At 51.9% G+C, this 25,793-nt stretch carries 12 protein-coding genes; 7 read left to right on the top strand and 5 right to left on the bottom strand.

Going from position 1 to position 25,793, the window contains the following annotated elements:
* Positions 1 to 163: 163 nt before the first annotated feature.
* The 7 genes from C8R30_RS05090 to corA all read left to right on the top strand — a co-directional run bounded on the left by C8R30_RS05090 (position 164) and on the right by corA (position 10,019).
* Positions 164 to 391 (top strand): hypothetical protein, encoded by a 228-nt coding sequence (locus C8R30_RS05090; RefSeq protein WP_146162680.1) that lies wholly within the window; start codon positions 164 to 166, stop codon positions 389 to 391.
* A 400-nt stretch (positions 392 to 791) separates the two neighbouring features.
* Entirely contained in the window at positions 792 to 2,468 is a 1,677-nt protein-coding gene (locus C8R30_RS05085; protein WP_090667522.1) for a carbon-nitrogen hydrolase family protein, read from the top strand.
* A gap of 270 nt (positions 2,469 to 2,738) precedes the next feature.
* On the top strand, positions 2,739 to 3,704 hold the full coding sequence (locus C8R30_RS05080; protein ID WP_090667520.1) for a GlxA family transcriptional regulator: 966 nt from the start codon (positions 2,739 to 2,741) through the stop codon (positions 3,702 to 3,704).
* Between the two features lie 603 nt (positions 3,705 to 4,307).
* Positions 4,308 to 4,682, top strand: a complete 375-nt coding sequence (locus tag C8R30_RS05075; protein WP_177182299.1) for a DUF6746 family protein — start codon at positions 4,308 to 4,310, stop codon at positions 4,680 to 4,682.
* Between the two features lie 630 nt (positions 4,683 to 5,312).
* On the top strand, positions 5,313 to 7,508 hold the full coding sequence (locus C8R30_RS05070; protein WP_107789694.1) for a TonB-dependent siderophore receptor: 2,196 nt from the start codon (positions 5,313 to 5,315) through the stop codon (positions 7,506 to 7,508).
* Between the two features lie 67 nt (positions 7,509 to 7,575).
* A complete protein-coding gene (locus tag C8R30_RS05065) occupies positions 7,576 to 8,910 on the top strand; it encodes a PepSY-associated TM helix domain-containing protein (protein WP_107789693.1) in 1,335 nt (444 codons plus the stop codon).
* A 143-nt stretch (positions 8,911 to 9,053) separates the two neighbouring features.
* The gene (gene corA, locus C8R30_RS05060; RefSeq protein ID WP_107789692.1) at positions 9,054 to 10,019 is read left to right on the top strand and encodes a magnesium/cobalt transporter CorA; all 966 of its coding nucleotides are present in this window, start codon (positions 9,054 to 9,056) and stop codon (positions 10,017 to 10,019) included.
* Positions 10,020 to 10,105: 86 nt separating this feature from the next.
* On the opposite strand, the gene C8R30_RS05055 is transcribed toward corA, so the two are convergent.
* The 5 genes from C8R30_RS05055 to C8R30_RS05035 all read right to left on the bottom strand — a co-directional run bounded on the left by C8R30_RS05055 (position 10,106) and on the right by C8R30_RS05035 (position 25,664).
* Positions 10,106 to 11,446 carry a DUF2325 domain-containing protein gene (locus tag C8R30_RS05055; protein WP_107789691.1) on the bottom strand — a complete coding sequence of 447 codons (1,341 nt, stop codon included), beginning with the start codon at positions 11,444 to 11,446 and terminating at the stop codon, positions 10,106 to 10,108.
* Between the two features lie 556 nt (positions 11,447 to 12,002).
* Positions 12,003 to 13,511 (bottom strand): alkaline phosphatase PhoX, encoded by a 1,509-nt coding sequence (locus C8R30_RS05050; RefSeq protein WP_107789690.1) that lies wholly within the window; start codon positions 13,509 to 13,511, stop codon positions 12,003 to 12,005.
* Positions 13,512 to 13,832: 321 nt separating this feature from the next.
* Positions 13,833 to 14,807 (bottom strand): tetratricopeptide repeat protein, encoded by a 975-nt coding sequence (locus C8R30_RS05045; protein WP_107789689.1) that lies wholly within the window; start codon positions 14,805 to 14,807, stop codon positions 13,833 to 13,835.
* A 105-nt stretch (positions 14,808 to 14,912) separates the two neighbouring features.
* Positions 14,913 to 15,536: a phage tail protein gene (locus C8R30_RS05040; protein ID WP_204800347.1), complete on the bottom strand. Its 624-nt coding sequence runs from the start codon at positions 15,534 to 15,536 to the stop codon at positions 14,913 to 14,915.
* Positions 15,537 to 15,773: 237 nt separating this feature from the next.
* Entirely contained in the window at positions 15,774 to 25,664 is a 9,891-nt protein-coding gene (locus C8R30_RS05035) for a DUF4347 domain-containing protein (RefSeq protein WP_107789688.1), read from the bottom strand.
* Between the last annotated feature and the right edge of the window lie 129 nt (positions 25,665 to 25,793).

Here is a 25,793-nt window from a genome sequence, read left to right as displayed (position 1 = left end):
AGCGTCCCGGCAGCATGACGGCTGCCAATGTAGGGAGTTCGGATAAGGATTGCTGAGATCGATAGTTCCCTGGAGCAGGTTCGCGAGAGCTATGCAACCGGCGATTATCCAAATCGACGATCCAAGTTCCGGGATACCATGTAAGGCTATCTGTTGCGCTCGGATGGTTGCTGCGGTAAAAATCGGCTTGGCCGAAGTAGCGCAATATTCGGTTGTGGTTTGGAAAATTAACCAAGAAAAAATAGGATCTTGGATAGATACCATTGGCATGTTCGCCTACTGTCGGCTTGAGCAAGCTACTCAAGCATTTGACCGTACCTGCATGCAGACTGCCAATAGCATGCCTATCGAACGGTTCTCCTTCAATCAATTCCACCCGGTCATGCTCTGACAAGATACCGGCCTCAGTCTTCCGATGGTAATCGGCAACGGTCAAGCGGTGAGGTTTGTAGGGTAGTGCGGTGGTTGTCGGCAAATTATTCAAGATTGATATCATGATGACAGTATAGTCATGGTCCTAGATTGGCGCTGGCTAATTTTTAGCCACTCTGCCTATTGTTTAGGCACTTAGATGAAGCGTAATTTCACCTCAATAACCATCAATCTAGTTGGCCGAAATATACGGAAGTTTGGCTGTAAATGAGGTCATTTGACAATTGCTACGCCGACAGTGCTGCGGTGTAATAATCACATCGGACTGGCTGAAGCAGCAGCCTAACAGTCCGCTGGTTAGCTTCATGACCGTGTCAAATATATCAAAGTTGTTCAGCCATAACAAAATGGAGGTCAAAATGAAGTCTTATGAATATCGCGCTGCCGCCGTGCAGACGCTCGCCGAAGTCGGCAATGCCGATGCGAATCTCGAAATCTGTGCACACTATGTGAAGCAAGCTGCGCAACAAGATGTCCGAGTGATTGTGTTCCCCGAGTGCATGAATGCGGGTTATCTCTATGATTCCATACCGCACGCGCGTCAAGTGGCCGAACCGATCAACGGGAAATTCGTCAGTGGCCTTGCAAAGCTGGCACGCCAGTATGATGTTTACATCGCAAGTGGTATGACCGAATGGGATCCGAAGGCAAAAAAGGTTTTCAACACGGGCATTCTCCTTGATCGGAAGGGCGATCTGGTTGTTCATTATCATAAGCAGTTCCTTACTACCCACGATCAAAACTGGTTTGAATTCGGTGAGCGCGGATTCCCGGTGGTCGACACTGAGCTTGGCCGCGTTGGTCTGATGATTTGCTTCGATGGTCGTATACCTGAGATCCCGCGCTGTACCGCACTGGGAGGAGCGCAAGTCATTCTGGACATGGCTAATTTCTTCCTCATCGATCAGGCCGATATGTGGCGCCCTGCCCGGGCACTCGAAAACGGAGTATGGATCTGCGCTGCCACGAAGGCAGGTCAAGAACGCTCAATCTATTATCCCGGCGGAAGTCTGATCGTCGATCCCCATGGCAATCTTCGAGCGAAAGTTGCTTGGGGTACGCATGGAATGGCGATCGGCGAGATTGATCCCACACTTGCTGACAACAAGCGCTCTATCCTGGGTACTGACAAGTTTGCGGATCGCCGTCCCGATACCTACACTGTGCTGACATGGCCTTATGAGGAAACGGTTGTATCGAAGACGAGCATGGAGCCAATCGTTCCAGGTGAGATGACGTTCAATATGGCCGCAGCACAAACCCATGTCTCCGAATCACAGCCCACGACTCTCGACCGCGTGGTCGAACAGGTCAGTCACGGTGCTCGCTTCGGCGTCGAACTGATGGTTCTGCCGGAATATGTCGCCTCACCGAATTGGCGGATCGATGAGACTGAGGCCAAGCGGCTGGCGTTCATCAACAGCGAACTGCTCGAGAAATTTGGCGAGGTCTGTAAGACCAGCAAATGCGCGATCCTGGTTCCGAACGTCGAAAAAGTGGACGGCAAGCTCTATCCCACCTCGTTCCTTATCGGGCCGAAAGGCGATGTGCTAATGTCCTATCGAAAGGTTCACCTCTTTAGTGACGAGCGTGCGTGGGCGACGGCCGGCTCCGAATATCCGGTTGTGGATACGCCGTACGGACGTATCGGCATAATGATGGGTTATGATGGCATGTTCCCGGAGGCCGCACGTTGCCTGGGTATCAATGGCGCCGATGTGATCCTGTGGCCAGCTCGCCTGCAAGACAGGAAGGAGCGCACGCTGATCGCAGTGCCGCGCGCTGTTGATAATCGCTGTGCTGTTATCCTTGCTAACCGAATTGATGCGCCGTTCGGCGGCGGAAGCATGGTTGCGCTGCCGGCGCAGTTCCCCGTGTGGGATGTCGATGTAGCTACACCGTACTATCCAGATATGCACAAAATCATTCTGGAGGTCATTGAGATTGCCGGTGCACGCCAGAAGAACATGATGGCTAATGTGCATATGTTCGCCAAGCGCCAGCCTTGGACCTATAATGCGTTGGTGGCGCAGTAGATATGTCGTTAACGGGCATTGCCGCCACTAGGCTCGGGAATCTCTGGTGGCACACATTCGCTATTCGTGCCACCAAGCTTTGCTGATAAGCTAAATCTCCAGTCTGTCGTTTTTCAATGATCGGGGATCGACATTTCCCAACTCCGGTACAATATCGTTCAACACGCACAACGCGATCGTTAGCCTGCTCGGCCTGACGGCCGTTGTCGATCTAAAGGATGAGATTATTTAGTCGCTGTCTATTGGGCTTATCACTGAAGGAAATGAACGATGCGGATAGCCTTGCTCGCTCCGCCGGGTGTGCAGTCGCTTGACGTCGTTGGGCCAGCAGAAATCTTTTGGGAAGCTGGACGGCGGCTTGGCAACCCATCCGCATACGAAGTGCAAGTCGTCGGAACCGAGGTCGGACCTATCACTGGAACGGGGAACCTCCGGTTCGTACCAGACCGCACGATATATGATCCGGATGAGCCGATCGACACACTGCTCGTCGCTGGCGACCCCTCCTTCGAGGAGGTCACGGCAGACACGATAGCCTGGTTGAGGCGACGTGTGCCGGAGGTTCGTCGCTATGGGTCGGTCTGCACGGGTGCCTTCTTGTTGGCGAAGGCGGGCCTTCTCAATGGACGAAAGGTTACGACGCATTGGGAATGTGCTGATAAGCTACAAGCCGAGTACCCAGAGCTCATTGTGGATGCTGATAAGATCTTCATCCAAGAAGGTGTATTATACACTGCAGCTGGCGTAAGCGCGGGAATCGACCTCGCCCTAGCTTTGATCGAAGAAGACTATGGACGCGATCTCGCGCTGATCGTCGCGCGCTATATGGTCATGTTTCTGAAAAGACCCGGTGGACAATCGCAATTTAGCGCACATTTGGTCGTGCAAATGTCGGAACGTACACCTCCCATCCGGCGTGCGCAGGAATATGTGCTGCAAAATTTTTCATCACCTCTTTCGGTGGAGGAGATGGCGGCGCAAGCGTGCATGAGCACTCGCAATTTTTCGCGCATCTTTCGCCAAGAAACCGGTATGACGCCCGCTGATTTTGTCGAAGCTGTTCGGCTTGATGCAGCCCGGCGCCTACTGGAAGATACGGCAATGTCACTACAACTTATCGCTTTCCACTGCGGTTTCGGCACCACCGATCGCATGCGGCGAGCATTCCTGCGAAACCTCGAGATCAATCCATTAGATTACCGCAGGCGTTTTCAAAGCACGAGGCATCCAGTTTGAATTTGTTTCCACTCGGGGGTGTCCCAGATCAACAGGGATGGATTGCCGGGTGTTAAGCACGTCATTCGATCTTCCTATCGGCTAGGGCTTGTTCGGTGGGTGTATGAGAATTGGGCTGAAAGTCATCGATATCGCCGATGTATTGTGATACCAGCTTTTGATGATCTCGCGGGTATGAAAGCGTTTGTGTGCCTATGAAATGAATGCGACATCAATCGATAAATTCTATCGTCAAGGTAGCCTGCGCCAGGCTTCAGTGAGGGTAAATTGTGTGTAACTGATCGATTGAATGGCAATGACACTATCACTAATTCTCTTTCGCTGGCAGGCTGGCAGTTTACGCTTAGTTGTTGCGCAAATGAGAATCATTCCTATATGATGAGAGATGTGTGTGAGCTGTCAATTTTTATTTGCGATAAAAAACCACTGAAAATTGGACTGGCTAAAGTTTTCGGGTTTTCAGTAGCTTGTCCTTAACGGAAGGTTGTATGCTTTTACTAACGTGCATTTTGATTGTCGGCGAGTGCGATGCAATCCATTAAATATCCGATTATGATCGGATGCTTAATTTAAACATGATTTTTATACTCAAGAGGATCTACCATGAAAAAAATAACATTTCTGATAACCAGTTTGTTTGCGCTGAGTTTCTCTGCAATGATACAGGCGGAAGAACGTCCAGATCACTTCAAGGGCAAGCCCTCTGAAACATTGGAGCAGGCAGTGGCTAATTTTTCAGAATATAACGGTAAATTGGCGGATCTTTTAGCTAAGGATGCTTTGAGCCTGCAAGATCTGCATCAAGTGCACGAGTTAACCTATACCTTGGAAAATGCATTGGAAAAACTCAATGCAGAGTTAACCGAGCTAGCCAATACGCTTGAAGCCGTTCATGTCGCATCAGAAAACGGCGATGCCAAGACGACCAAAGAGCAGGGCGCGCGCTATCTGGATACTGCACGCAAGGTAATCAAGTAGCCCTCATTGATAACACGCGATTCTTCTCAATTAGGATGATGACGTTATTCATTTCCCTCCAGATAAAGATAAGTTGATGCAACGTTAACGAATCGTATAGAAACACTTGATCAAACGAATGATAATTATTATCATTCGCGCTGTTCTTGGATAGAGGTCTTTTCGGATAAGCACAGGTAGCAGCGACTTCTGCTGCCTGTGGGATGTTCTTACCCGTTTAATGATCGTTTAAGTACATTTTTGGAGCGGTCGTTGCAGGCTTTATTTTGCTGCAGCCAACTCGACTGAAGTTAATCATCTAACCAAGCAAATTTACTTACTTTTTCAGTTTGTGACCTAGCCAGCCAACCAAGTCCAAAGTGACTTGGTCGCCAGCCACTCGATTTGATTTGATAAGGCAGGCGATGCGCACACGTAGAAAACAATTCCTCTCTCTTCTCTGTGACCGGTCTTTGAGCGTGTACCGGTGGTTGTACTTGTTTGCAGCCTTGTCATGCGCGACACCCTTTCGCCCCTTTTCAAAAACACATTTACCCAACGTTTACCCCACAGCCACCCAGCATGATAGCCAGGCAGCCACTATTTTGAATAAGAAATTGATATTAAAAATGATATTTCCAAGGAGACTGAATGCTAATCACGCCTAACGCTTTAGGTAAAGCGAATGTGGCTACGTCAACCCTATCGAGATGGGTTGCGGGATTACTGCTGGGTAGTGCGATACACGGATTTGCGGGTGCTGATGAGGCCGATCCCAGCGTGAAGAAGCCGGTTGCCGATAATACCAAAGAAGCTATTGTCACATTGCCTACGGTGGAGGTGAAGACGGAAAAAAGAACGGCAGGCTATCGAGCTGAAACCACTACAGTAGGGACGAAAACGGATACGCCGCTCATTGAGACACCGCAATCGATTTCCATTATTACCCAGGAGCAGTTGCAGGATCAGCGCGCCGATAGCCTGGGTACGGCGTTGCGTTACACCCCGGGTGTCCAGGGCGAGACTTTCGGTTTCAATCCGCGTGCGACTTCCCTGAAAATTCGTGGATTCGATTCGATTACCACCGGACTTTTTCGCGATGGGCTGCAGCTTCGCACGCCTACGCCATCGGGTGAGTCATTCAATCCGGAACCGTATGGCGCAGAACGCATCGAGGTATTGCGAGGGCCTGCTTCTGTTCTTTATGGGCAAAGCGGTCCGGGGGGACTCGTTAACTTCGTGACCAAGCGGCCGCCCCGGCAAGCGATGCGAGAAATACAATTTCTGGCCGGTAATTTTTCCCGCTATGATGGCCGCTGGGATCTCGGCGGGCCGATCGATGAGCGAGCAACTTTTTCTTATCGGTTGACTGGTCTGGTTCGCAATAGCGGCACACAGGTTGATTTCATCAACGATAATCGTATCTATATCGCACCAGCTCTGGCTTGGCGCCCGAGTGAACGTACTTCGCTGACGCTGCTCAGTCAATTTCAGGATGAAAAACTGGGCGATTTTCAATTTTTACCGAGCGAGGGAACGGTGCTGGCCAATCCTAATGGACGTTTGCCTGCTCGCCGGTTCACCGGGGAGCCCGGGTTCGATAAATTGAATCGAAGGGAATATGCGATCGGTTATTTGTTTGAACACCAGTTGAACGATGCCTGGACATTGCGGCAAAATTTTCGCTACAGCAATAACGCATTGGATCGGGCGGTTGTTTATAGTGCCGGACTCCAAGCGGACAAGCGCACCTTGAACCGGGTTGCCTTCGGAAATGACCAGCAGCTGAACACGGTGGCGTTGGATAATCAAGCGCAAGTCAAGTTTGCTACCGGCTCAATCGGTCACACCGTGCTGTTGGGGGTAGATTATCAGCATTTCGATGCGCGCAGCGTGACAACTTTTGGCAATGCCCCTTCCATCGATATTTACCGACCCGTATACGGCGCCGCGGTTTTGCCGCCCCCCGTCATTGGTCATAATGATACCGTCGTGAGTCAAATAGGCGTTTACCTGCAAGACCAGATTAAAATTCATGACAAATGGGTGCTATCGCTGGCCGGGCGCCACGATTGGGCATCCACGGAACTAAAAAACAATGTACGAGGGATGCGTACCGAGCAAAACGATAGTCGTTTCACGGGGCGCGCGGGGCTCGTCTATCTTTCGGAAACAGGGTTGACGCCGTATGTCAGCTACTCGCAATCCTTTCTGCCGACAGCGGGTGTCAATCTATTTGGCCAATCTTTTTCACCTGAAACCGCGCAGCAATATGAGGCCGGTGTTAAATTTCAGCCAACGGGCTGGAACAGCTTCATCACTTTGGCCGCGTTTGATTTGCAACGGCAAAATGTGCGCACACCCGATCCGAACAATCCTTTGAATCAAGTACAGACGGGTGAAGTCCGCGTTCGAGGGGTTGAAGTGGAAGGGGTGGCCAACTTTGATTTTGGGTTGAATTTGATCGCTTCCTATACCTATCTGGATGCTGAAATCACCAAAAGCAATGTGGCCGGGGAAAAGGGCGAACGGCCCACGCAAGTGCCGGAACATTTTGCCTCGATATGGGGGAACTATACCCTGCAAAAGGGTCTTTTACGGGGACTGGGTTTGGGAACGGGTGTGCGTTATACCGGCGCAAGTTATGCCAATGCGCCTAATAGCTTCAAATCCCCTGCCTACACGGTTGTGGATGCTGTGATCCACTATGACTGGCGTCAATACCGTTTCGCCGTAAATGGCAGTAATCTGTTCAACGAGGAGGCGTTCGTCTGTTTTAGCGGGGGAAGTTTCTGCTCATTCGGCGCACAGCGGACCGTGATTGGTTCCATCCGCTATCTTTGGTAGGGGCAGCCTGACATTTCCGCTGTATAGATACTTTGTCTGCAACGATTATTTTTAGGAGCGAGCTATTATGCGTGCATTTTGGACAGTTGTGCATCGGTGGGTCGGCTTGATTACGGCTGGGTTTTTATTTCTGACGGGAATTACCGGCGCGGTGATTTCCTGGGATCACGAGCTGGACGATTGGCTCAACCCGCATTTGGTGGAGGCGCATACCCAAGGGTCAGCTCAATCGCCGTTGTTGCTTGCTGAGCAGATTGAAGCGCGCTATCCAGAGATCGCGGTTCGTTCTCTTCCCCTGTTTGTGGAAGAAGGTGAATCCCTGGTATTCGGGGTTGCGCCGCGCGTCGACCCAGTGACAAAAAAGCTGTTCGAACCTGGCTTCAATCAGGTATTCGTCGATCCCGTTTCGGGCGAGGAACTGGGGAAACGGGAGTGGGGCGCAGTCTGGCCCCTCAGCAAAGAAACCTTTGTCTCATTTCTTTACAAACTACATTACACCTTACATTTGCCAGAAATGTGGGGGATCGATCGCTGGGGTATCTGGTTGCTAGGTATCATCGCAATTCTCTGGATGTTTGATTGTTTCGTGGGAGCTTATCTCACGTTGCCCGCCCGCAAGCGCTCCCAGCTTAAGGCAGGGGATAGACAGGCGAGTGACGATGCATTGGCTGATGACATGGTGATCGTGAGTAAAAGTTTCTGGCAGCGCTGGCAGCCAGCCTGGAAGATTCGCATGGGTGCAGGTCCTTATAAACTCAATTTCGATTTGCACCGGGCGGTGAGTTTGTGGACGTGGGGAATATTGTTCATCGTGGCTTTCACAGCGTTCTCGCTTAATTTATTTCGTGAAGTATTTCATCCGATGATGAACACCTTCTCGCAAGTGACACCGACACCGTTCGATCAACGTGAACGCACGCCGAAGCATGAGCCGGTTACGCCCGAGCTGAGTTTTGCCGAGGTGATTGCGATCGCTCGGGCGGATGCACAGGCGAGAGGGTGGGAGGAGCCTGCAGGGAGCGTTTTCTACGCACAGAATTTCGGCATTTATGGCGTGCAGTTTTTCCACCCGGAGGCTGACCATGGCGTTGGTGGCGTAGGGCATAAGCGGTTGTATTATGATGCAGTCGATGGGCGTTATCTGGGAGATCGGCAACCTTGGAAAGGAACGGCAGCCGATATTTTTATCCAAGCGCAATTTCCATTGCACTCAGGCCGTATTTTAGGGTTGCCTGGGCGAATTTTGATTTCGGTGTTGGGATTGGTCGTAGCTATGCTCAGTGTGACAGGAGTCTATATCTGGTGGAAAAAGCGTATTGCGCGAAGCAAGCAATTGGCACGCGCTGACCCTGCCGCTACTCGGCGCGTAGAATTACTTTTCTCGGCGCAGAGGAGAGATTAGCGTAGATTCTTGAGACTATGCTTCTGGTAAATCATACTCGCCCGGACATTTCAAAAATTCACCCGATGATCACGCAGGGTTATGATTAATAGGGGAGTTTAGCGTGATAATATTCCTTTGAACAGATTGAGGGAGATTTTATCGTGCTCATTAACTGCGTTGCTTACGAGAACGGTGTGCGCTTGACCGATCTTACGGTGGAGGAAATCAGCGACTATCTGAAACGGCCAGAATGTTTTGTCTGGGTGGCTTTGCGGGACGCAACGCCCGAAGAGCTCGACAAGATGAAAGAAGAATTCAGTCTCCACGAATTGGCCGTAGAGGATGCGCGTCACGGTCACCAACGGCCCAAACTGGAGGAATATGGCGAATCGGTCTTCGTGGTTATGCATTTACTCGAATTTAACAACGGGGAAAGCAACCTAGGTGAATTGAATGTGTTTGTCGGACCCAACTACCTACTGTCCGTCAGGAATCGAAGTCAACAGCATTTTGTTGAGGTACGCGAGCGCTGTGAACGGGAACAGCACCTCCTGAAAGAGGGATCCGGTTTTGTCCTTTATGCCCTGATGGATGCCGTGGTCGATCGTTATTTTCCAATAATCGACCAATTGGAATCCGAGTTGGAAGAAATCGAAGAGCAGATTTTCAACAAAGGCGCTGCTCGTTCCAATATTGAGCAACTCTACAGCCTCAAACGAAAAATCATGGTTCTGAAACACGTCGTCGCTCCACTCATGGAAGTGGCTGGCAAGCTTGCTAGCAGCAGGGGGCTTGTTGTCTGTCCCAATATCCGGGACTATTTCCGAGATGTCTACGACCATTTGCTGCGGATTGATGCGGCTGTCGACACCGTTCGAGATACTATCGGCACTGCCATCCAGGTCAATCTCTCCATAGGCGCCATTGAGAGCAATGAGGTAAGCAAACGTCTAGCCGCATGGGCGGGGATTTTCGCAGTCGCTACAGCCCTAGCCGGAATTTGGGGAATGAACTTCGAGCACATGCCTGAACTAAAGTGGGAATACGGTTATCCGCTGGCGATGTTGACTATTTTCCTGGCATGCCTCGTCCTTTATATCCGTCTCAAGCGAATTGGTTGGTTATAAATGGCCGTGGATTGCTGCTATCGGCTGCTCGTTGCTCATAAGGGGTAGGAAAATATTATGCGCTGTAGCGAATGGAAAGCGTGCGCTTATTCCGCTGTTTCTAGCAAAGAGCCGTTAATCGTGCGGCTGAGGCTTGTTTTGCCTGTGGCAAGTTGCGTGAGTGCTGCGGCGAAACTGGATACCCCTTTTCCTTTGTACAGCAAACAAGGTTTGCCACTGCGTTTACATAAGCGCTTCAATTGATAGTAGGCAGCATGGCCGACGCAATCCGTGGGGCACAAGGCAGCGTCGGCGCGATTGACCATTTCAGAGAGCCGGGAAAGCGCGTCTTGCCGCCCCCCATCATGCTGGAGGAGGAGAATACCCAGCTGTTCGGCTATTAACCGATATTGCGGGAAGAGGTCGATGCGTCCACCTACACAAATAATGCAGCCATACTGCTGCTTGGCTTGTTCATCGGGTGGCAGGGGCACAGCAGAAACGGAATGGGTCTGATCGGCCAACAGGCGTGCTTTGAGTGCATCGCGCTCCTCAACTAAAGCATCACGCGTTTGCATCAACGATGCGATTTTATTGCAAGCGACTTGCAGGGATTGTTTGATGTGGTCGAATTGCTTGACTGTTTCTTGCAATTGTTCGTTCATGACGGTGAGTTTCATCAAGCGCTGACCCATTTCAACTATGGTTTTGCCGGATTCAATCGTTGCTAGCCGAGCTTGGCATTTTGCAAACTCTTTCTCGGCCTGACGTAGATGCTGGATTTCCGCCATGGCCTCCTGTAGCCGCTGGCGTAGCTTTGTTTCAATTTGTACATGTTTCGACTTTTGCTGCGATAGAGTCGTTTTCATTTCGGCACAATCTTTTTCCAATTGGACCAGGCGGCGAGCATCTGCCGCTTGGCCTGCTCCCATCTGATGGGCATGCATGTGGATATCGCCGTAAATTTTTCCTCGGGTTTCATCGGTGATCCTCTTATGGGTGAGCGCAGCCCACAGTGGACCCGCAATTTCTCCATTGTTAAAGTATTTTTTCCATAAATTCAGCGCTTCACCATCCGTTTTGACTGTTTCAAAGCGTGAGAGGTAGAGTTGGTAACGTGTATCGAGATGTTTTTGAATAGCCTCGGAAACATTGTTTCGGGTCGCCATGCGATCGACCATTTCGACATGCAGCCGAAAAGTGTCGTCTAGCGATGCTTCAAAGTGGAAGCGTCTGGCAAAGCGTATCAACTCATCCATCGACAGGCAGGTGCCGATAATCGGACAGTGGTTGGCTTCTTTGAGTTGCCAGATTTTGCTGCGCTGGACCGATTTCGATCTTTCGGTCAATGCAGAGCGCGGAATGGATTGATCGGGTGTGTCATTGGTAAGGTTGCGGGGTACGGACTGTAAATAGGGGAAGGGAGCATTTGTCGGGTAATTATCCATTTATGCCTCCTTTTTTTGGTAAGTTGATGGCAAGAAAAGCGTTTCTGCAATATGTGAAGCTGAAATTGAATTTCCCTGGAAGATGATTTCGTTGAATTGTGCGAAGCGTTTTATTTTATGCATAAAGCCATTCTCCTATCATTGTGAATGGCTGGCTGGTTAGCAGTTTTGCTTAACTTGCTGGCTTCGAGCGTAAATTAATCTTCGTACGCTATAAGTAACAAGCACATTGATTGCAGCTTAAATTACCGTACGGACTATGTGAACGTGTGGTCTTACTTAGGTTAATTGCGTATAAGTTGAGGTATCTATAATCCGACTGTCAGTGCAAATGATAATGATTATTATTAGTGCTGTAAAGTCTGGATCGATGCAAGAGATCGTGTGCCACTCAATCTCGAGAGTCAATAAGTGTCGAGAGGGCGTGATTTCTGATAGTTGTGTGGTTTGAATACTATTGATATCAGTTAAATATTTGAAAATCCTGCTTGAAAGCGCCAGCCTCAAGCCCCAGTGCAAAACCGAAGGGCTTGAGTATTTTGATGGTTATTAACGATTAGGCGGGTACTTGCAGTTTGATTGGACGGTAATCGTCGCGGAAAATTGCGTAGGTAACGCCAAATGATTGAACGTTGACGAACATGAAACGGCTGTCAGGCGAGAAGCAGGCGCCACAGAATTCGCTGTTGTTATAGTTGTTTTTTGCAAAGGGAAACAGATTGCCTTGATGGTCGACCCCGACCACAAATTGCTCGCCGCCGCCATCCTCGCACAGGTAGAGTGTCCCATCGGGTGCAACCGTAATATTATCTGGATTGTCCAGCACACCACTATCGGTCGATTCGACTAGCAAAGTGACGGTCTCCTGTTTGGGATTATAGGCCCAGACTTGCCCGTCGCCATTGTTGCCGCCGCCAGTTGCGACGAAGTAGATCAGACCGTCGTTATTGTCATACCAAGCACCCTCGCCGCGGGAAAATACGGCAGCGCCCTTGGCATGCCCTTCGAAGCGCAGGGTGTCGGTTGCTGGATTGACTTCCTCTATTCTGACCCAGCGAACGGGCAACGGCTGCCCTAGGAAGGATTGCACGTTTTTGCGGGTATCGACGCTCGCGTGTTCATTGAAGGCCGGTAGGCTCGATCCATCGCAGATTGCCGTGATGTTGGCATCAATCACCATGGCATAGAGTGTGCCGCCTTGCTGCAAGTCGCCGAAATGGCGGGGCTGTCTGACATGCGGCACGAAACGGTAAAACAGGCTATCGCCCCGATCTTCGGTTTGATAGACAAAACCAGTTCTGGGATCACATGCGACAGCTTCGTGATTGAAACGCCCCATGTCGATCAGCGGAATGGGGTCGACCGCCTGGCCGAGCATGGCAGGCACTTCAAAATTGTAGCCATGCATTTTGGTATTGACTCCATTCGAAAGGGTCGAGACATCTTCCTCGCAGCTGATCCAGGAACCCCAGGGCGTCAGTCCGCCTGCGCAGTTGCGTATCGTCCCGCCAAGCGAAATATAATCCATCACTAAACGGCCTTGACGATCGACGATCAGGGTAGTGGTGCCGCCTCCGCCCTGACCTACTGGCAGGTTGAATGGATCATAAACCTTGCCATTGGGTGGCAGGCAGCCTGTACGGTTACCAAATTTATTCTCAGCAGGACTGAGTTCATGGTTGCGTACCAGCACGTAGTGCCCATTTTGACCAAGGAAACAAGCCATGCCATCATGATCGCCTGGCACCACCGAACCATCTCCCATAGGTTGACCGGTGATGGAGAGCGCTGTGTAAGAGAATCCCTGAGGGAGTTTCAGCAATGGAATTTGGCTCAAGTTACCTGCCACGGTATCCGTCAATTCAACGGCATTAACTGGCAGTTTGTCAACGATGGGACCAAAGCCTTCACCCAAGCCATTGGTTAGGCATAAGCCGGGTTCGGGGCGATTGAAAACACCGTGTGGGTGATTTTGCGCATAGAGTTTTGCAAGCGGTGCAACGGCTGTTCCAGCGGCCGCAGCAGAGAGCATGGTGATGAATTTACGTCGAGTCAAAGAATACATAACGAATTCTCCTTGTTAAGATCGGTGTTGCAATGTTCTGATTAATAAAAGGTGTCAGTGCAACCTGAATGCGTCCGGCATAGCACTGACCGTGCGTGACAGGGCGATGACAAACGAGAGTCCCAGTTTGACTACCGGAATCAGGGGTAGAGATTAGGCGGAAAAGATGAAGTATCGATGACGTTTACGAGAAAATTCGATGATGTTTTTGTTACCGGAAAAGAATGAAGGTAAGACGTACTGGCAGAGAAACGGGGATGAATAAGCTGCAAGAGGGGAAAGCAAATCCAGTAAGCGATGCAGATGTGCCCCTTGCACGATTCAAGGGGAATGATAGTTTTGCATATGTTGTGCAACTTTTTGGTCGAGATCAGTCTGCCAGCTTGCCGGCATGATTTGCAGCACTTGTTCGAGCATCCTTGCTACCGCTTGCCGTTCGTCATCCTGTTGGGGCAGGCGTTGAGCAGCGGCTAGCCATAAATAAGACTTGGCCAAATTTTCCGCTGTAGGCATGCCCGTTTCATTCGCTACAGGCGCAGCCCAATATAATTTGGCGGTCTGCAAGTAGGCGGGAGCATAGCCTTGGCTCGCGGCTGTTTCAAACCAGTGGAGGGCACGGTCAGCGCGGTGGAAAAAATCGCGATTGAGAATGCCAAGGTGATAACACGCCTCCATGGAACCCTTTTCAGCGGCATGACCAAACCAAAGCGCGGCTTGCTGCGGATCACGGATGGATGGATCACCTTGCAAATAGAATCGCCCCATTTGCAGCTGAGCCGGCACTGAATCGGCTGACGCAGCGCGTTCGCAGTAACCCAGCGCCATCTGCGGGTTTTTCTTCATGCCTTTTCCTTGCATTGCGAGCTCGGCAATGGCGCACAACGATAGGGTATGTCCCAAATCGGCTGCCTGCTGATACCAATGAATTGCCGCCCGATAGTCTACTGGTTGACGAGTGCCCGCTTGCAGGCATTGAGCATAGAAATGGCTGGCTGCAGGAATTCCGCCCTTGGCCGCTTTTTCAAACCAGCGGCAGGCAAGCACGGCGTCATGATCTATACCCCAACCTTGCTGGTAAAAGAGCGCCAGGGTGAATTGCGCAAGGTGGTTTTGTTTTTCTTGCGCATGATACTGAAACGCGTCGAAGGCTTTCGGGTAGTCACCCTCCGCCAACCATTGCTGTGCGGCTGCCAGCTCATTCTGGTTTTTAGGAGATTCGGCGGACGATAGCGGAATGTTCAATATCCCGATCAGGATACTGATCAGCCAATAGCCGGTTTTATATATTTTCAGCATGGATTGAACCTGGATTTCTCCGATGATCGTTCATTTTTGTTCTTGTACGAGCAGAAAGACTGCCGAATAGTCTGACTCGGCAGTCACTTGAACAGCGGTGCAACGTTATTCGCGAGAGGGGAAAACGCCCTGGGTCGCAATGATCCAGTTCATCGCGATAAAGGGCGGGCGGTTTTCATGCGCTTGGCCGCCACCGATCGGATTGATGGTGATGGTGCCAGGATTCATGGTGACGTTGGGTGCGCTGCTAGAATAAACGTTTTGACGACTCAGTGTCGCCCAGGCGTTATTCGCAGGGGAATCGCTGTTACCGGCAGCACTTTGTGCATGAACGACGGCGGTTGGAGAAATGGCAGGCAGTTCTGCCTGGGTGAGTGTTACGGTTTCAACGCCCCCCATTTGTCCGAGTTGGTATGTCGATAGACCCGGCCCGCTGCCAGCGCCGATTACAGCACGTCCGCGCGTGTCGGGCAGCGCAAAGGTTGTTTTGCCATCGCCACCATAGGTTGTTCCCAAAATCGAAAACAAGGCAGTGTTCTGAGAGATACTCATTATTTGGCCATTTGCCAGCGCCCAGCCGCGCGGCGCAAAATTACCCGCAAATACGCAGAGGCTGCCCAGCAAAGGCTCGGTGCTGCAAGCTTGCGCTGGGTTACTAAGCAGGGCGCCAGAAGTGAGCATGATGCCGAGGGAGAGGGATAAAGCGGAACGACGTAATGATTTAGTCACGAATTGCTCCTTTTCGATTGGAATACATGGGAAAAATTAAAGATGCTCATCTGACGTATGATTCAACTATTCAAATGGCATCACCGCCATTGTGCCTTTAAAGATTACTTTGGAAAAGGAGAAATAGCGGCAAATAACATTGCTTATTTGTCTTTACCGCTTATTTTTTGGGAGACCAGGACGGAACGGGGAAGTGGACGACATCCAATTTACCCCGTAGCGGCCCGTTAGATTTCACTATACCCATCCCTCTTGCAGCATGACGCTGCCAACCAGATGAATCTCCGCCTCGGTGGTTTGTGCCACTTCGACAGCTAGCCACTCACGGCTGATCTGGTTGTTCTCCAGCCGAAGGAGTTGCGCGTTTAATTCGGCTTCGGTTGCCTGCCGCCCGAATGATTGGGAGAAGATCGTTTGGATATAGTCCGAGTTTGACAGTGCATCCAGACCAGCTCTTTGCTGAAACCAATCGAGAATGATATCTGGATCGACCTCACTGGCAAGCGCTTCCCGTCCTAATTGCCATTCTGCGGAGGTCGCATCTCGACCCAGAAAGGTGTGGAACAGACGCCCTAAAATCCCTTCTGTGATATTGTGCGCCAATATGACGGTATCGCCGCTATCGAAGGCGATCGCTTCGGCATTCTGAAGGCTCAGCATGGCCCCATCGCTCAGACGGGTCAGCTCTAAAGCGTTACCATTGAATTCGAGGTGCACGTCAGTGCGGCTACCTTGCATCTGCAGCACATCATGGCCGGTATCGCCGTCTGCGTGTAAAGCGAGCCCCAGTGGCAGATAGCCCTGATCATCATCAACGCTGCCGATAAATTCACGTTCGACATCGAGCCGTAGGATATGTGGATTCTCTCCCAGTCCGGCCAACAACGTATTACTGGTCTGATCACTCAGCCCGCTCGCCTCGGGGAGAGCGTGGAATGCCACGATAATATCGTCGAGGGTGGCGCCATGCCAATCTTGTACTGCTTGTCCCTCGGTTACCGTCAAATCGCGGTTCAGCCAGTTTTTTGCCAAATGATGGGCAGCCGCTTCCACTTCGGAATGGGCAATGGCGAGACTCGGCCCGCTGGTGAAGCGGATTTGCTCGATATCCGTCAGGGTGTCCGTTTCCCCATTAGTATGTGTCAAAACGACTTCGTGGCCATGAATGTCGATTCGATAATCGGACAGTTGGCCTTCCTGGAGAGCGATATCGTAACCTAAGCCCCCATTTAGCTGGTCGTTTCCGCTGCCGCCGCTCAGTATATCGTTTGCCGTGCCGCCATACACGATATCATCGCCGGCATCGCCGGAAACTTGATCGCTACCACCGAGGCTGCCGACCGTATCGCTGCCATCGCCGCCAAACAGGATATCGTCATCTTCGCCTAAAATGATAATCTGATCCTGTCCGCTCGCTGTAACGAAGTTCTGGCCCTTGCCACCGACCGTGCGCACGGCACCGATGATGACCGCAAACGCCACATTGTCCAATTGCAGAATCGTCCCGGCGGGTAGATCGCGAGCATCGATGACCAGTACTTGTTTGTTTTGGGTAGGGGCATCCGATCCCGTGATGAGAATCGGCACATCGGGCGTTGGGTTGCCGCCTGTGGTCAGCTCGATCGTTTGGACATTGATCGCTTCGCCAGGCGGTAAAGCATCAAGGAAAGATTGGCCGTTGTTTGATATTGCCTGCCGTTCCTCGCTACCTTCTGTGGTTTTTTGCGCGATGCGCTGCATCAGCTCATTGATCGCTTGTTCTCCACTTTGCGCCTGGGGTTGTCCAGATGCACGCAATCCCACGCCAACGGGCAGGCTGACAGTCAGAAGCGCGTCGCCCTGTGTATCGTTGAGGATAGGGATATCCGCGTAGTCGGTGTGTAAAGAAGTTGGATCATCCTGGCGAGTGCCGGTTACGATGGGTGCGGTGATCAACACTGAACCATCTGGTTGAGAGATCGTGCTGACGTCGATGCCATCGACGGGGGTATTGACAGGTGGTGGCGTTTCGCTCCCAGAGGAGGGGGCTGGAACATTGCTGACGGTGATACCGTTCATTGTATCTGCAACATTGATACCAGTGTCTACGCCGACTGCCCACTGCCCTATTACATCATCCAGCGCTTCTAGATTGTAAGTAATATTATCACTAGAGGCTGTGCCATTTTTATTGAGCAGCAGATTGACTGCCGCTTTGTCCGTGGCACTTAACGTTACTGTAAAGGAAGTGTCCGAAGTAATTTCGACGTCGGTTGAATCTGTCAAGGTATAAGTCGCTCCGCCTTGACCAGTAAACGTAAACTTAGAAACATCAATATCATTAGCGGCACCGTTCGCTTTAACGAAATTTTCACCGGTCACCACCAGCACGCCGGTAGCGTAATCGTAGGCAGCAGAAGTGATGGTAGGAGTAGGAACATTGCTGACGGTGATCCCGTTGCCAGTGGTATCGGCAACGGTTACTGCAGCATCGGCACCCGCCGCCCAGTCTTCGGCGGCAGCCAGGTTGTAAGTGGTGCTACTGGTCGAAGCAGTGCCGTTTTTGTTGACGATCTGATTGACAGCAGCTTTATCGGTCGCGCTCAGCGTAATCGCAAAGGCTGTACCCGAAGTGATTTCGACGTTGGCCGAGTCGGTCAAGGTATACGTTTCGCCCCCTTCACCGGTAAAGGTAAATTTGGACGCGACGATATCGTTGGTAGCCCCTGAACGGCTCAGGAACCCAGTCCCGGTTACCGTCAAAGCACCCGAATTGGCATCATAGGAGGCAGCGGTGATGGTGGGGACGGCGACATTGCTGACGGTGACGCTGTTGCCAGTGGTATCGGCAACGACTACTGCAGCATCGGCACCCGCTGCCCAGTCTTCGGCGGCAGCCAGGTTATAAGTGGTGCCGCTGGTCGAAGAAGTGCCGTTCTTGTTGACGATCTGATTGATGGCCGCTTTGTCGGTGGCGCTCAGCATAATCGTAAAGGCTGTACCCGAGGTGATTTCGACATCAGCCGAATCGGTCAGGGTATAGGTTTCGCCCCCTTCACCGGTAAAAGTGAATTTGGACGCGACAATATCGTTGGTAGCCCCTGAACGGCTCAGGAACCCAGTCCCGGTGACCGTCAAAGCACCCGAATTGGCATCATAGGAGGCAGCGGTGATGGTGGGGACGGCGACATTGCTGACGGTGATGCCGTTGCCCGTGTTATCGGCGGTATCGCCGTCGGTTACATGGGTATTCCAGTCGTCCGCTGCGGCGAGATTGTAAGTCGATACATCCGTAGAAACTGCGCCATCTTTATTGAGGATCAGATTGACGGCGGCCTGGTCGGTGGCGCTGAGCGTGACGCTAAATTGGGTAGCGGAATCACGTTCGACATCGGCTGAGTCGGTCAAGGTATAGGTTGCGCCCCCCTCACCAGTGAACGTCAACTTAGACACGTCGATATCCGCGCCGCTGCTGTTTGCTTGGATATTGGCACCGGTGACGACCAAAGCGCCTGTGCTGGCATCGTAAGTTGCCGACGTGATGCTGGGCGAAGCGGCATTGCTGACGGTGATGCTATTGCTAATCAAATCGGCGACGTTGACGGCCGCATCGGCGCCGGCCGCCCAATCGTCTGCTGCAGCGAGATTGTAGGTGGTCGCATCGTAAGCACTCGTCCCATTTCTGTTGAGGAGCGCATCGACAGCAGCCTTATCGGTCGCACTCAGCATAAGGGTAAAGGCTGTGCCTGAGGTGATTTCGACATCAGCTGAGTCGGTCAGGGTATAGGTTGCGCCCCCCTCACCGGTAAACGAGAAATTGGTAGCGATAATATCGTTGGTGGCTCCTGAACGGCTCAGGAACCCAGTACCGGTGACCGTCAAAGCACCCGAATTGGCATCATAGGTGGCTGAAGTGATCGTGGGAACGGCGACATTGCTGACAGTAATGCCGTTACCGGCGTCATCGGCGGTATCGCCGTCGGTTACATGGGTATTCCAGTCGTCCGCTGCGGCGAGATTGTAGGTCGATACATCCGTAGAAACTGCGCCATCTTTATTGAGGATCAGATTGATAGCAGCCTGATCGGTAGCGCTGAGCGTGACGCTAAATTGGGTAGCGGAATCACGTTCGACATCGACCGAGTCGGTCAAGGTATAGGTTGTCCCCCCCTCACCAGTGAACGTCAACTTAGACACATCGATATCCGCGCCGCTGCTGTTTGCTTGGATATTGGCACCGGTGACGACCAAGGCGCCTGTGCTGGCATCGTAAGTTGCCGACGTGATGCTGGGTGTGGCGGCATTGCTGACGGTGATGCTATTACCCGTCAAATCGGTGACGTTGACGATCGCATCGGCGCCGGCCGCCCAATCGTCTGCTGCAGCGAGATTGTAGGTGGTCGCATCGTAAGCACTCGTCCCATTTCTGTTGAGAAGCGCATCGACAGCAGCCTTATCGGTCGCGCTCAGCACAAGGGTAAAGGCGGTGCCCGAAGTGACTTCCACATCAGCCGAATCGGTCAAGGTATAGGTTGCGCCGCCTTCACCGGTAAAAGTGAATTTGGACGCGACGACATCGTTATGATCCCCTGAACGACGCAGAAAATCAGTCCCGGTGACCGTCAAAGCACCCGAATTGGCATCATAGGTGGCAGCAGTGATGGTGGGGACGGCGACATTGCTGACGGTGACGCTGTTGCCAGTGGTATCGGCAACGGTTACTGCAGCATCGGCACCCGCCGCCCAATCTTCGGCGGCAGCCAGGTTATAAGTGGTGCCACTGGTCGAAGCGGTGCCGTCCTTGTTGACGATCTGATTGACGGCTGCTTTATCGGTCGCACTCAACATAATCGTAAAGGCTGTACCCGAAGTGATTTCGACGTTGGCCGAGTCGGTCAGCGTATAGGTTGCGCCACCTTCACCAGTAAAGGTGAATTTGGAAGCAACGATATCATTGGTTGCGCCCGCAAGGCTTAAGAACCCATTCCCAGTCACCGCCAAAGTGCCTGTGCTAGCATCATAGGTGGCAGAGGTGATGGTGGGAGCAGGAACATTGCTGACGGTGATCCCGTTGCCAGTGGTATCGGTAATATTCACGTCAGCGTTTGCACCCGCCGCCCAGTCTTCGGCAGCTGCCAGGTTATAAGTGGTGCCGCTAGTCGAGGAGGTGCCGTTTCTGTTGGTGATCTGATTGACAGCAGCCTTATCGGTCGCACTCAGCATAAGGGTAAAGGCGGTACCCGAAGTGACTTCCACATCAGCCGAATCGGTCAGGGTATAGGTTGCGCCCCCTTCACCGGTGAAGGTGAAAGCAGTGGCGACGATATCGTTGGTTGCACCCGATCGGCTCAGAAAATCAGTCCCGGTGACCGTCAAAGCACCCGAATTGGCATCATAGGTGGCTGAGGTGATAGTGGGAACGGCGACATTGCTGACGGTAACGCCATTACCCGTGGTATCGGCGGTATCGCCGTCTGTTACATGGGTATTCCAGTCGTCCGCTGCGGCGAGATTGTAAGTCGATACATCCGTAGAAACTGCGCCATTTTTATTGAGGATCAGATTGACGGCGGCCTGGTCGGTGGCGCTGAGCGTGACGCTAAATTGTGTAGCGGAATCACGTTCGACATCGGCCGAGTCGGTCAAGGTATAGGTTGCGCCCCCCTCACCAGTGAACGTCAACTTAGACACGTCGATATCCGCGCCGCTGCTGTTTGCTTGGATATTGGCACCGGTGACGATCACTATCCCCGTGCTGGCATTGTAAGTTGCCGACGTGATGCTGGGTGTGGCGGCATTGCTGACGGTGATGCTATTACCCATCCAATCGGTGACGTTGACGATCGCATCGGCGCCGGCCGCCCAATTGTCTGCTGCAGCGAGATTGTAGGTAGTCGCATCGTAAGCACTCGTCCCATTTCTGTTGAGAAGCGCATCGACAGCAGCTTTATCGGTTGCACTCAGCATAAGGGTAAAGGCGGTGCCCGAAGTGACTTCCACATCAGCCGAATCGGTCAAGGTATAGGTTGCGCCACCTTCACCGGTGAAGGTGAAAGCAGTGGCGACGATATCGTTGGTTGCACCCGATCGGCTCAGAAAATCAGTCCCGGTCACCGTCAAAGCACCCGAATTGGCATCATAGGAGGCAGCGGTGATGGTGGGGACGGCGACATTGCTGACGGTGACGCTGTTGCCAGTGGTATCGGCAACGGTTACTGCAGCATCGGCACCCACCGCCCAATCTTCGGCGGCAGCCAGGTTATAAGTGGTGCCGCTGGTCGAAGAAGTGCCGTTCTTGTTGACGATCTGATTGACAGCAGCTTTATCGGTCGCGCTCAACATAATCGTAAAGGCTGTACCCGAAGTGATTTCGACGTTGGCCGAGTCGGTCAGCGTATAGGTTGCGCCACCTTCACCAGTAAAGGTGAATTTGGAAGCAACGATATCATTGGTTGCGCCCGCAAGGCTTAAGAACCCATTCCCAGTCACCGCCAAAGTGCCTGTGCTAGCATCATAAGTGGCAGAGGTGATGGTGGGAGCAGGAACATTGCTGACGGTGATCCCGTTGCCAATGGTATCGGTAATATTCACGTCAGCGTCTGCACCCGCCGCCCAGTCTTCGGCAGCTGCCAGGTTGTAACTAGTGCCACTGGTCGAAGCGGTGCCGTCCTTGTTGACGATCTGATTGACAGCAGCCTTATCGGTCGCACTCAGCATAAGGGTAAAGGTGGTACCCGAAGTGACTTCCACATCAGCTGAGTCGGTCAGGGTATAGGTTGCGCCGCCTTCACCGGTAAATGAGAATTTGGCAGCGATAATATCGTTGGTAGCCCCTGAACGGCTCAGAAAATCAGTCCCGGTGACCGTCAAAGCACCCGAATTGGCATCATAGGTGGCTGAGGTGATAGTGGGAACGGCGACATTGCTGACGGTGACGCTGTTGCCAGTGGTATCGGCAACGGTTACTGCAGCATCGGCACCCACCGCCCAATCTTCGGCGGCAGCCAGGTTATAAGTGGTGCCACTGGTTGAAGCGGTGCCGTTCTTGTTGGTGATCTGATTGACAGCAGCTTTATCGGTCGCACTTAGCGTAATCGTAAAGGCTGTACCCGAGGTGATTTCGACGTTGGCCGAGTCGGTCAGGGTATACGTTTCGCCACCTTCACCGGTAAAGGTAAATTTGGACGCGACGATATCGTTGGTAGCCCCTGAACGGCTCAGGAACCCAGTCCCGGTGACCGTCAAAGCACCCGAATTGGCATCATAGGAGGCAGCGGTGATGGTGGGGACGGCGACATTGCTGACGGTGACGCTGTTGCCAGTGGTATCGGCAACGGTTACTGCAGCATCGGCACCCACCGCCCAATCTTCGGCGGCAGCCAGGTTATAAGTGGTGCCACTGGTCGAAGCGGTGCCGTTCTTGTTGGTGATCTGATTGACAGCAGCTTTATCGGTCGCACTCAGCATAATGGTAAAGGCTGTGCCCGAGGTGATTTCGACATCGGCTGTGTCAGTCAGGGTATAGGTTGTGCCCCCTTCACCGGTAAATGAGAATTTGGCAGCGATAATATCGTTGGTAGCCCCTGAACGGCTCAGGAACCCAGTGCCGGTGACCGTCAAAGCACCCGAATTGGCATCATAGGAGGCAGCGGTGATAGTGGGAACGGCGACATTGCTGACGGTGATGCCGTTGCCCGTGTTATCGGCGGTATCGCCGTCTGTTACATGGGTATTCCAGTCGTCCGCTGCGGCGAGATTGTAAGTAGATATATCGGTAGATGCTGTTCCATTTTTATTGAGGATCAGATTAACGGCGGCTTTATCGGTGGCGCTGAGTGTGACGTTAAATTGTGTAGCGGAATCACGTTCGACGTCGGCCGAGTCGGTCAAGGTATAGGTTGCGCCCCCCTCACCAGTGAACGTCAACTTGGACACATCGATATCCGCGCCGCTGTTGTTCGCTTGGATGTTGGTGCCGGTGACGACCAATTTCCCGAGCGCTGCATCATAGGTTGCGCTGGTGATGACGGGTTTAGGGACGACTGTCACTGTGGACGAAATGGATAGCGTGGCGGTGTCCACGCCACCATTAGTAGTGCCGCCGTTATCCTGCATACTGGTTATCGTGACAACCCGATTGGCACTACTGGGTGATGAACTGGTATTGCTGTACGCGAGCCCATCGATGAGGGTTTGCACGTCCGCGGTGCTCATACCCGCTTTGGTCAGCGTGACGGTTGCTGTGTCAACGACTAATGCGACACTATAGCCAATGCCAAGGGTTGCAGTGCTGCCTGCATTACCATTGGATAAGGCAACATCCTCACCATCGATGATCAAGAACTCATTGGCACCCGCGCCATCGGTAACATTGGTGACGGTGATGATCAATTGCTCCAGCGTTTGGTTGCTTTCTACTGTGCTGGCCGAGATGCCGCTGAACAGATCGGCGGCCGTTCCACCCTGGTTGAAGGTAGGGCTACTGCCAGTGGCCGTCAGGGTAGGGGCATCGTTGACAGCGGTAACGGTGACGGTGCGTGTATCGCTGGCGGTTGCTCCGTGCGTATCGGTTGCGGTAAAGGTGATGGTGCGATTGGCTGTGCCGGGGTCATCGGAGGTGTTGTCGTAATGGATAGCCCGAATGACCTGTTGGACCAGGGTATTGGTTGCGCTAGCATTAAATGTAATGGTCAGGGCCGTGCTATCGCTGACAGTGCCTTCGGAAGCACTTAATGTACCGATTACCGTCGCGCCGTTAAGCAAAGATGTGTTGTTAGTGTTGATGGTGCCTACTACATTATCGATGATGCTGAGCTGATCGGCTGCCTGGCTATTGGCAGTGATTTGAACGGTGAGTGTGCCGCCATTCCAATCTGTGTCACCATCTGTATCGGCTAGTGTTGCAGACGTATCGGTCTGGATGGCTGCAGTGTTTTCAGTATATGAGAGGGGAGAATCGTTAACGGAGATGGATGGGGAAGCATTAGGCGGTATAGGATCAGCGATGACTAAATCATCAATCAATGATCCACCGACATCATCACCAAAATTATTCGCGCCAATTAAACGGATTTCATCGGCATTGTCGAAGATAGCGCTGGTAAATGTGACTGTCTCAGGGGTTATTGAGCTTGAATCATTTGGAAAGTTAGCTCCTGAAGGGTTAAACGTTTGGCTGCCCAGTAGACTGCCGTCTTTGTAGGCATAAGCCGTTAAATTTGTAAAAACGGTAAGGCCGAGACTGCCGAACTTGACTGACTGGAAGTCTACTTCGCGCCCATCCGTATAAATAACAAGGTATTCACCATCCGATCCACTATAGTAAAAGTCATTATAAGATTGATCGACTTGACCAGTTAATGCTAAGGTTAGCGAGGCATTTGCTGTACCTGTTGAATCTACATCTTTAACTATTTTAAAATTTATCGTCCCGAAATTAGCCGTTGGATGGGTTGCGGTAACATAGTCAGAAACTACATCGCTTGAAAAATTGAGGGTGTTTGAAACAAAAGTTGAGGAATAGTGTTCGAGAGTTTTTTCAAAAAAAACAAGCTTTGAGGTGATACTGCTGGTAAAAACGCCCAGTACCCAATCCCCACCCAGTTTGCTATTGCCGGTTAGATTGTTGGATGCTGCAATATTTGCACCCGTTAGCAGCGCTAATCGCTGAATGAATTGCTTGCCTGATGCACCTTTTGCAACATTACAACCATAAATCAAAATATCCGCATCGCTGACGAGCGCCTGCCGCCACGAGAATAGGGCGTCTTGATAATGCGTGAGGGTTTCTGTGGAGAGCACGCTATTGCCCAATGCCAGGTAGCCGACATTGCCATGCGAGACGATATGCACGGCGCTGATATCGGTTTGCTGATTCAGAATAGCGGTGATCTGCAGCACGCCATCTCGAGTGGGGTCGATCAGGTGGATGTCGACGCCTTCTTTGACGCCCGCGATCAGTGTTGGGTAATCATCGACCCCTTGATCGATGAATACGAGTTCTTTGCGTGACAGCGGTTGTAATGGGGTTTTGTTTGCAGGGGAGAGCGGGGCGTGCCGTTTTGCCGCTGGCATGTCCTCGGTACGATCCATGGCATTGTCTGGCTTGGCGTTGGTTAGGGCTGGGCGGGTGGTTGGTTTGCGTACCATTAATCTGCTCCTCTGCAGGTAGAGTGGGTTGAATACATGCCTATGGGCTGCCGATATGCTGTCAATTACGCTTCAATCACGCTTTGTACATAATGAAAACAGCATATTTTTCCTCTATAAGATTGCGAT

The sequence above is a fragment of the Nitrosomonas nitrosa genome, assembly GCF_003051105.1.
GTDB classification, from domain to species: domain Bacteria; phylum Pseudomonadota; class Gammaproteobacteria; order Burkholderiales; family Nitrosomonadaceae; genus Nitrosomonas; species Nitrosomonas nitrosa.
Note: the sequence above shows the minus strand (reverse complement) of the source record. Positions and strands in the feature narration are given on the sequence as shown.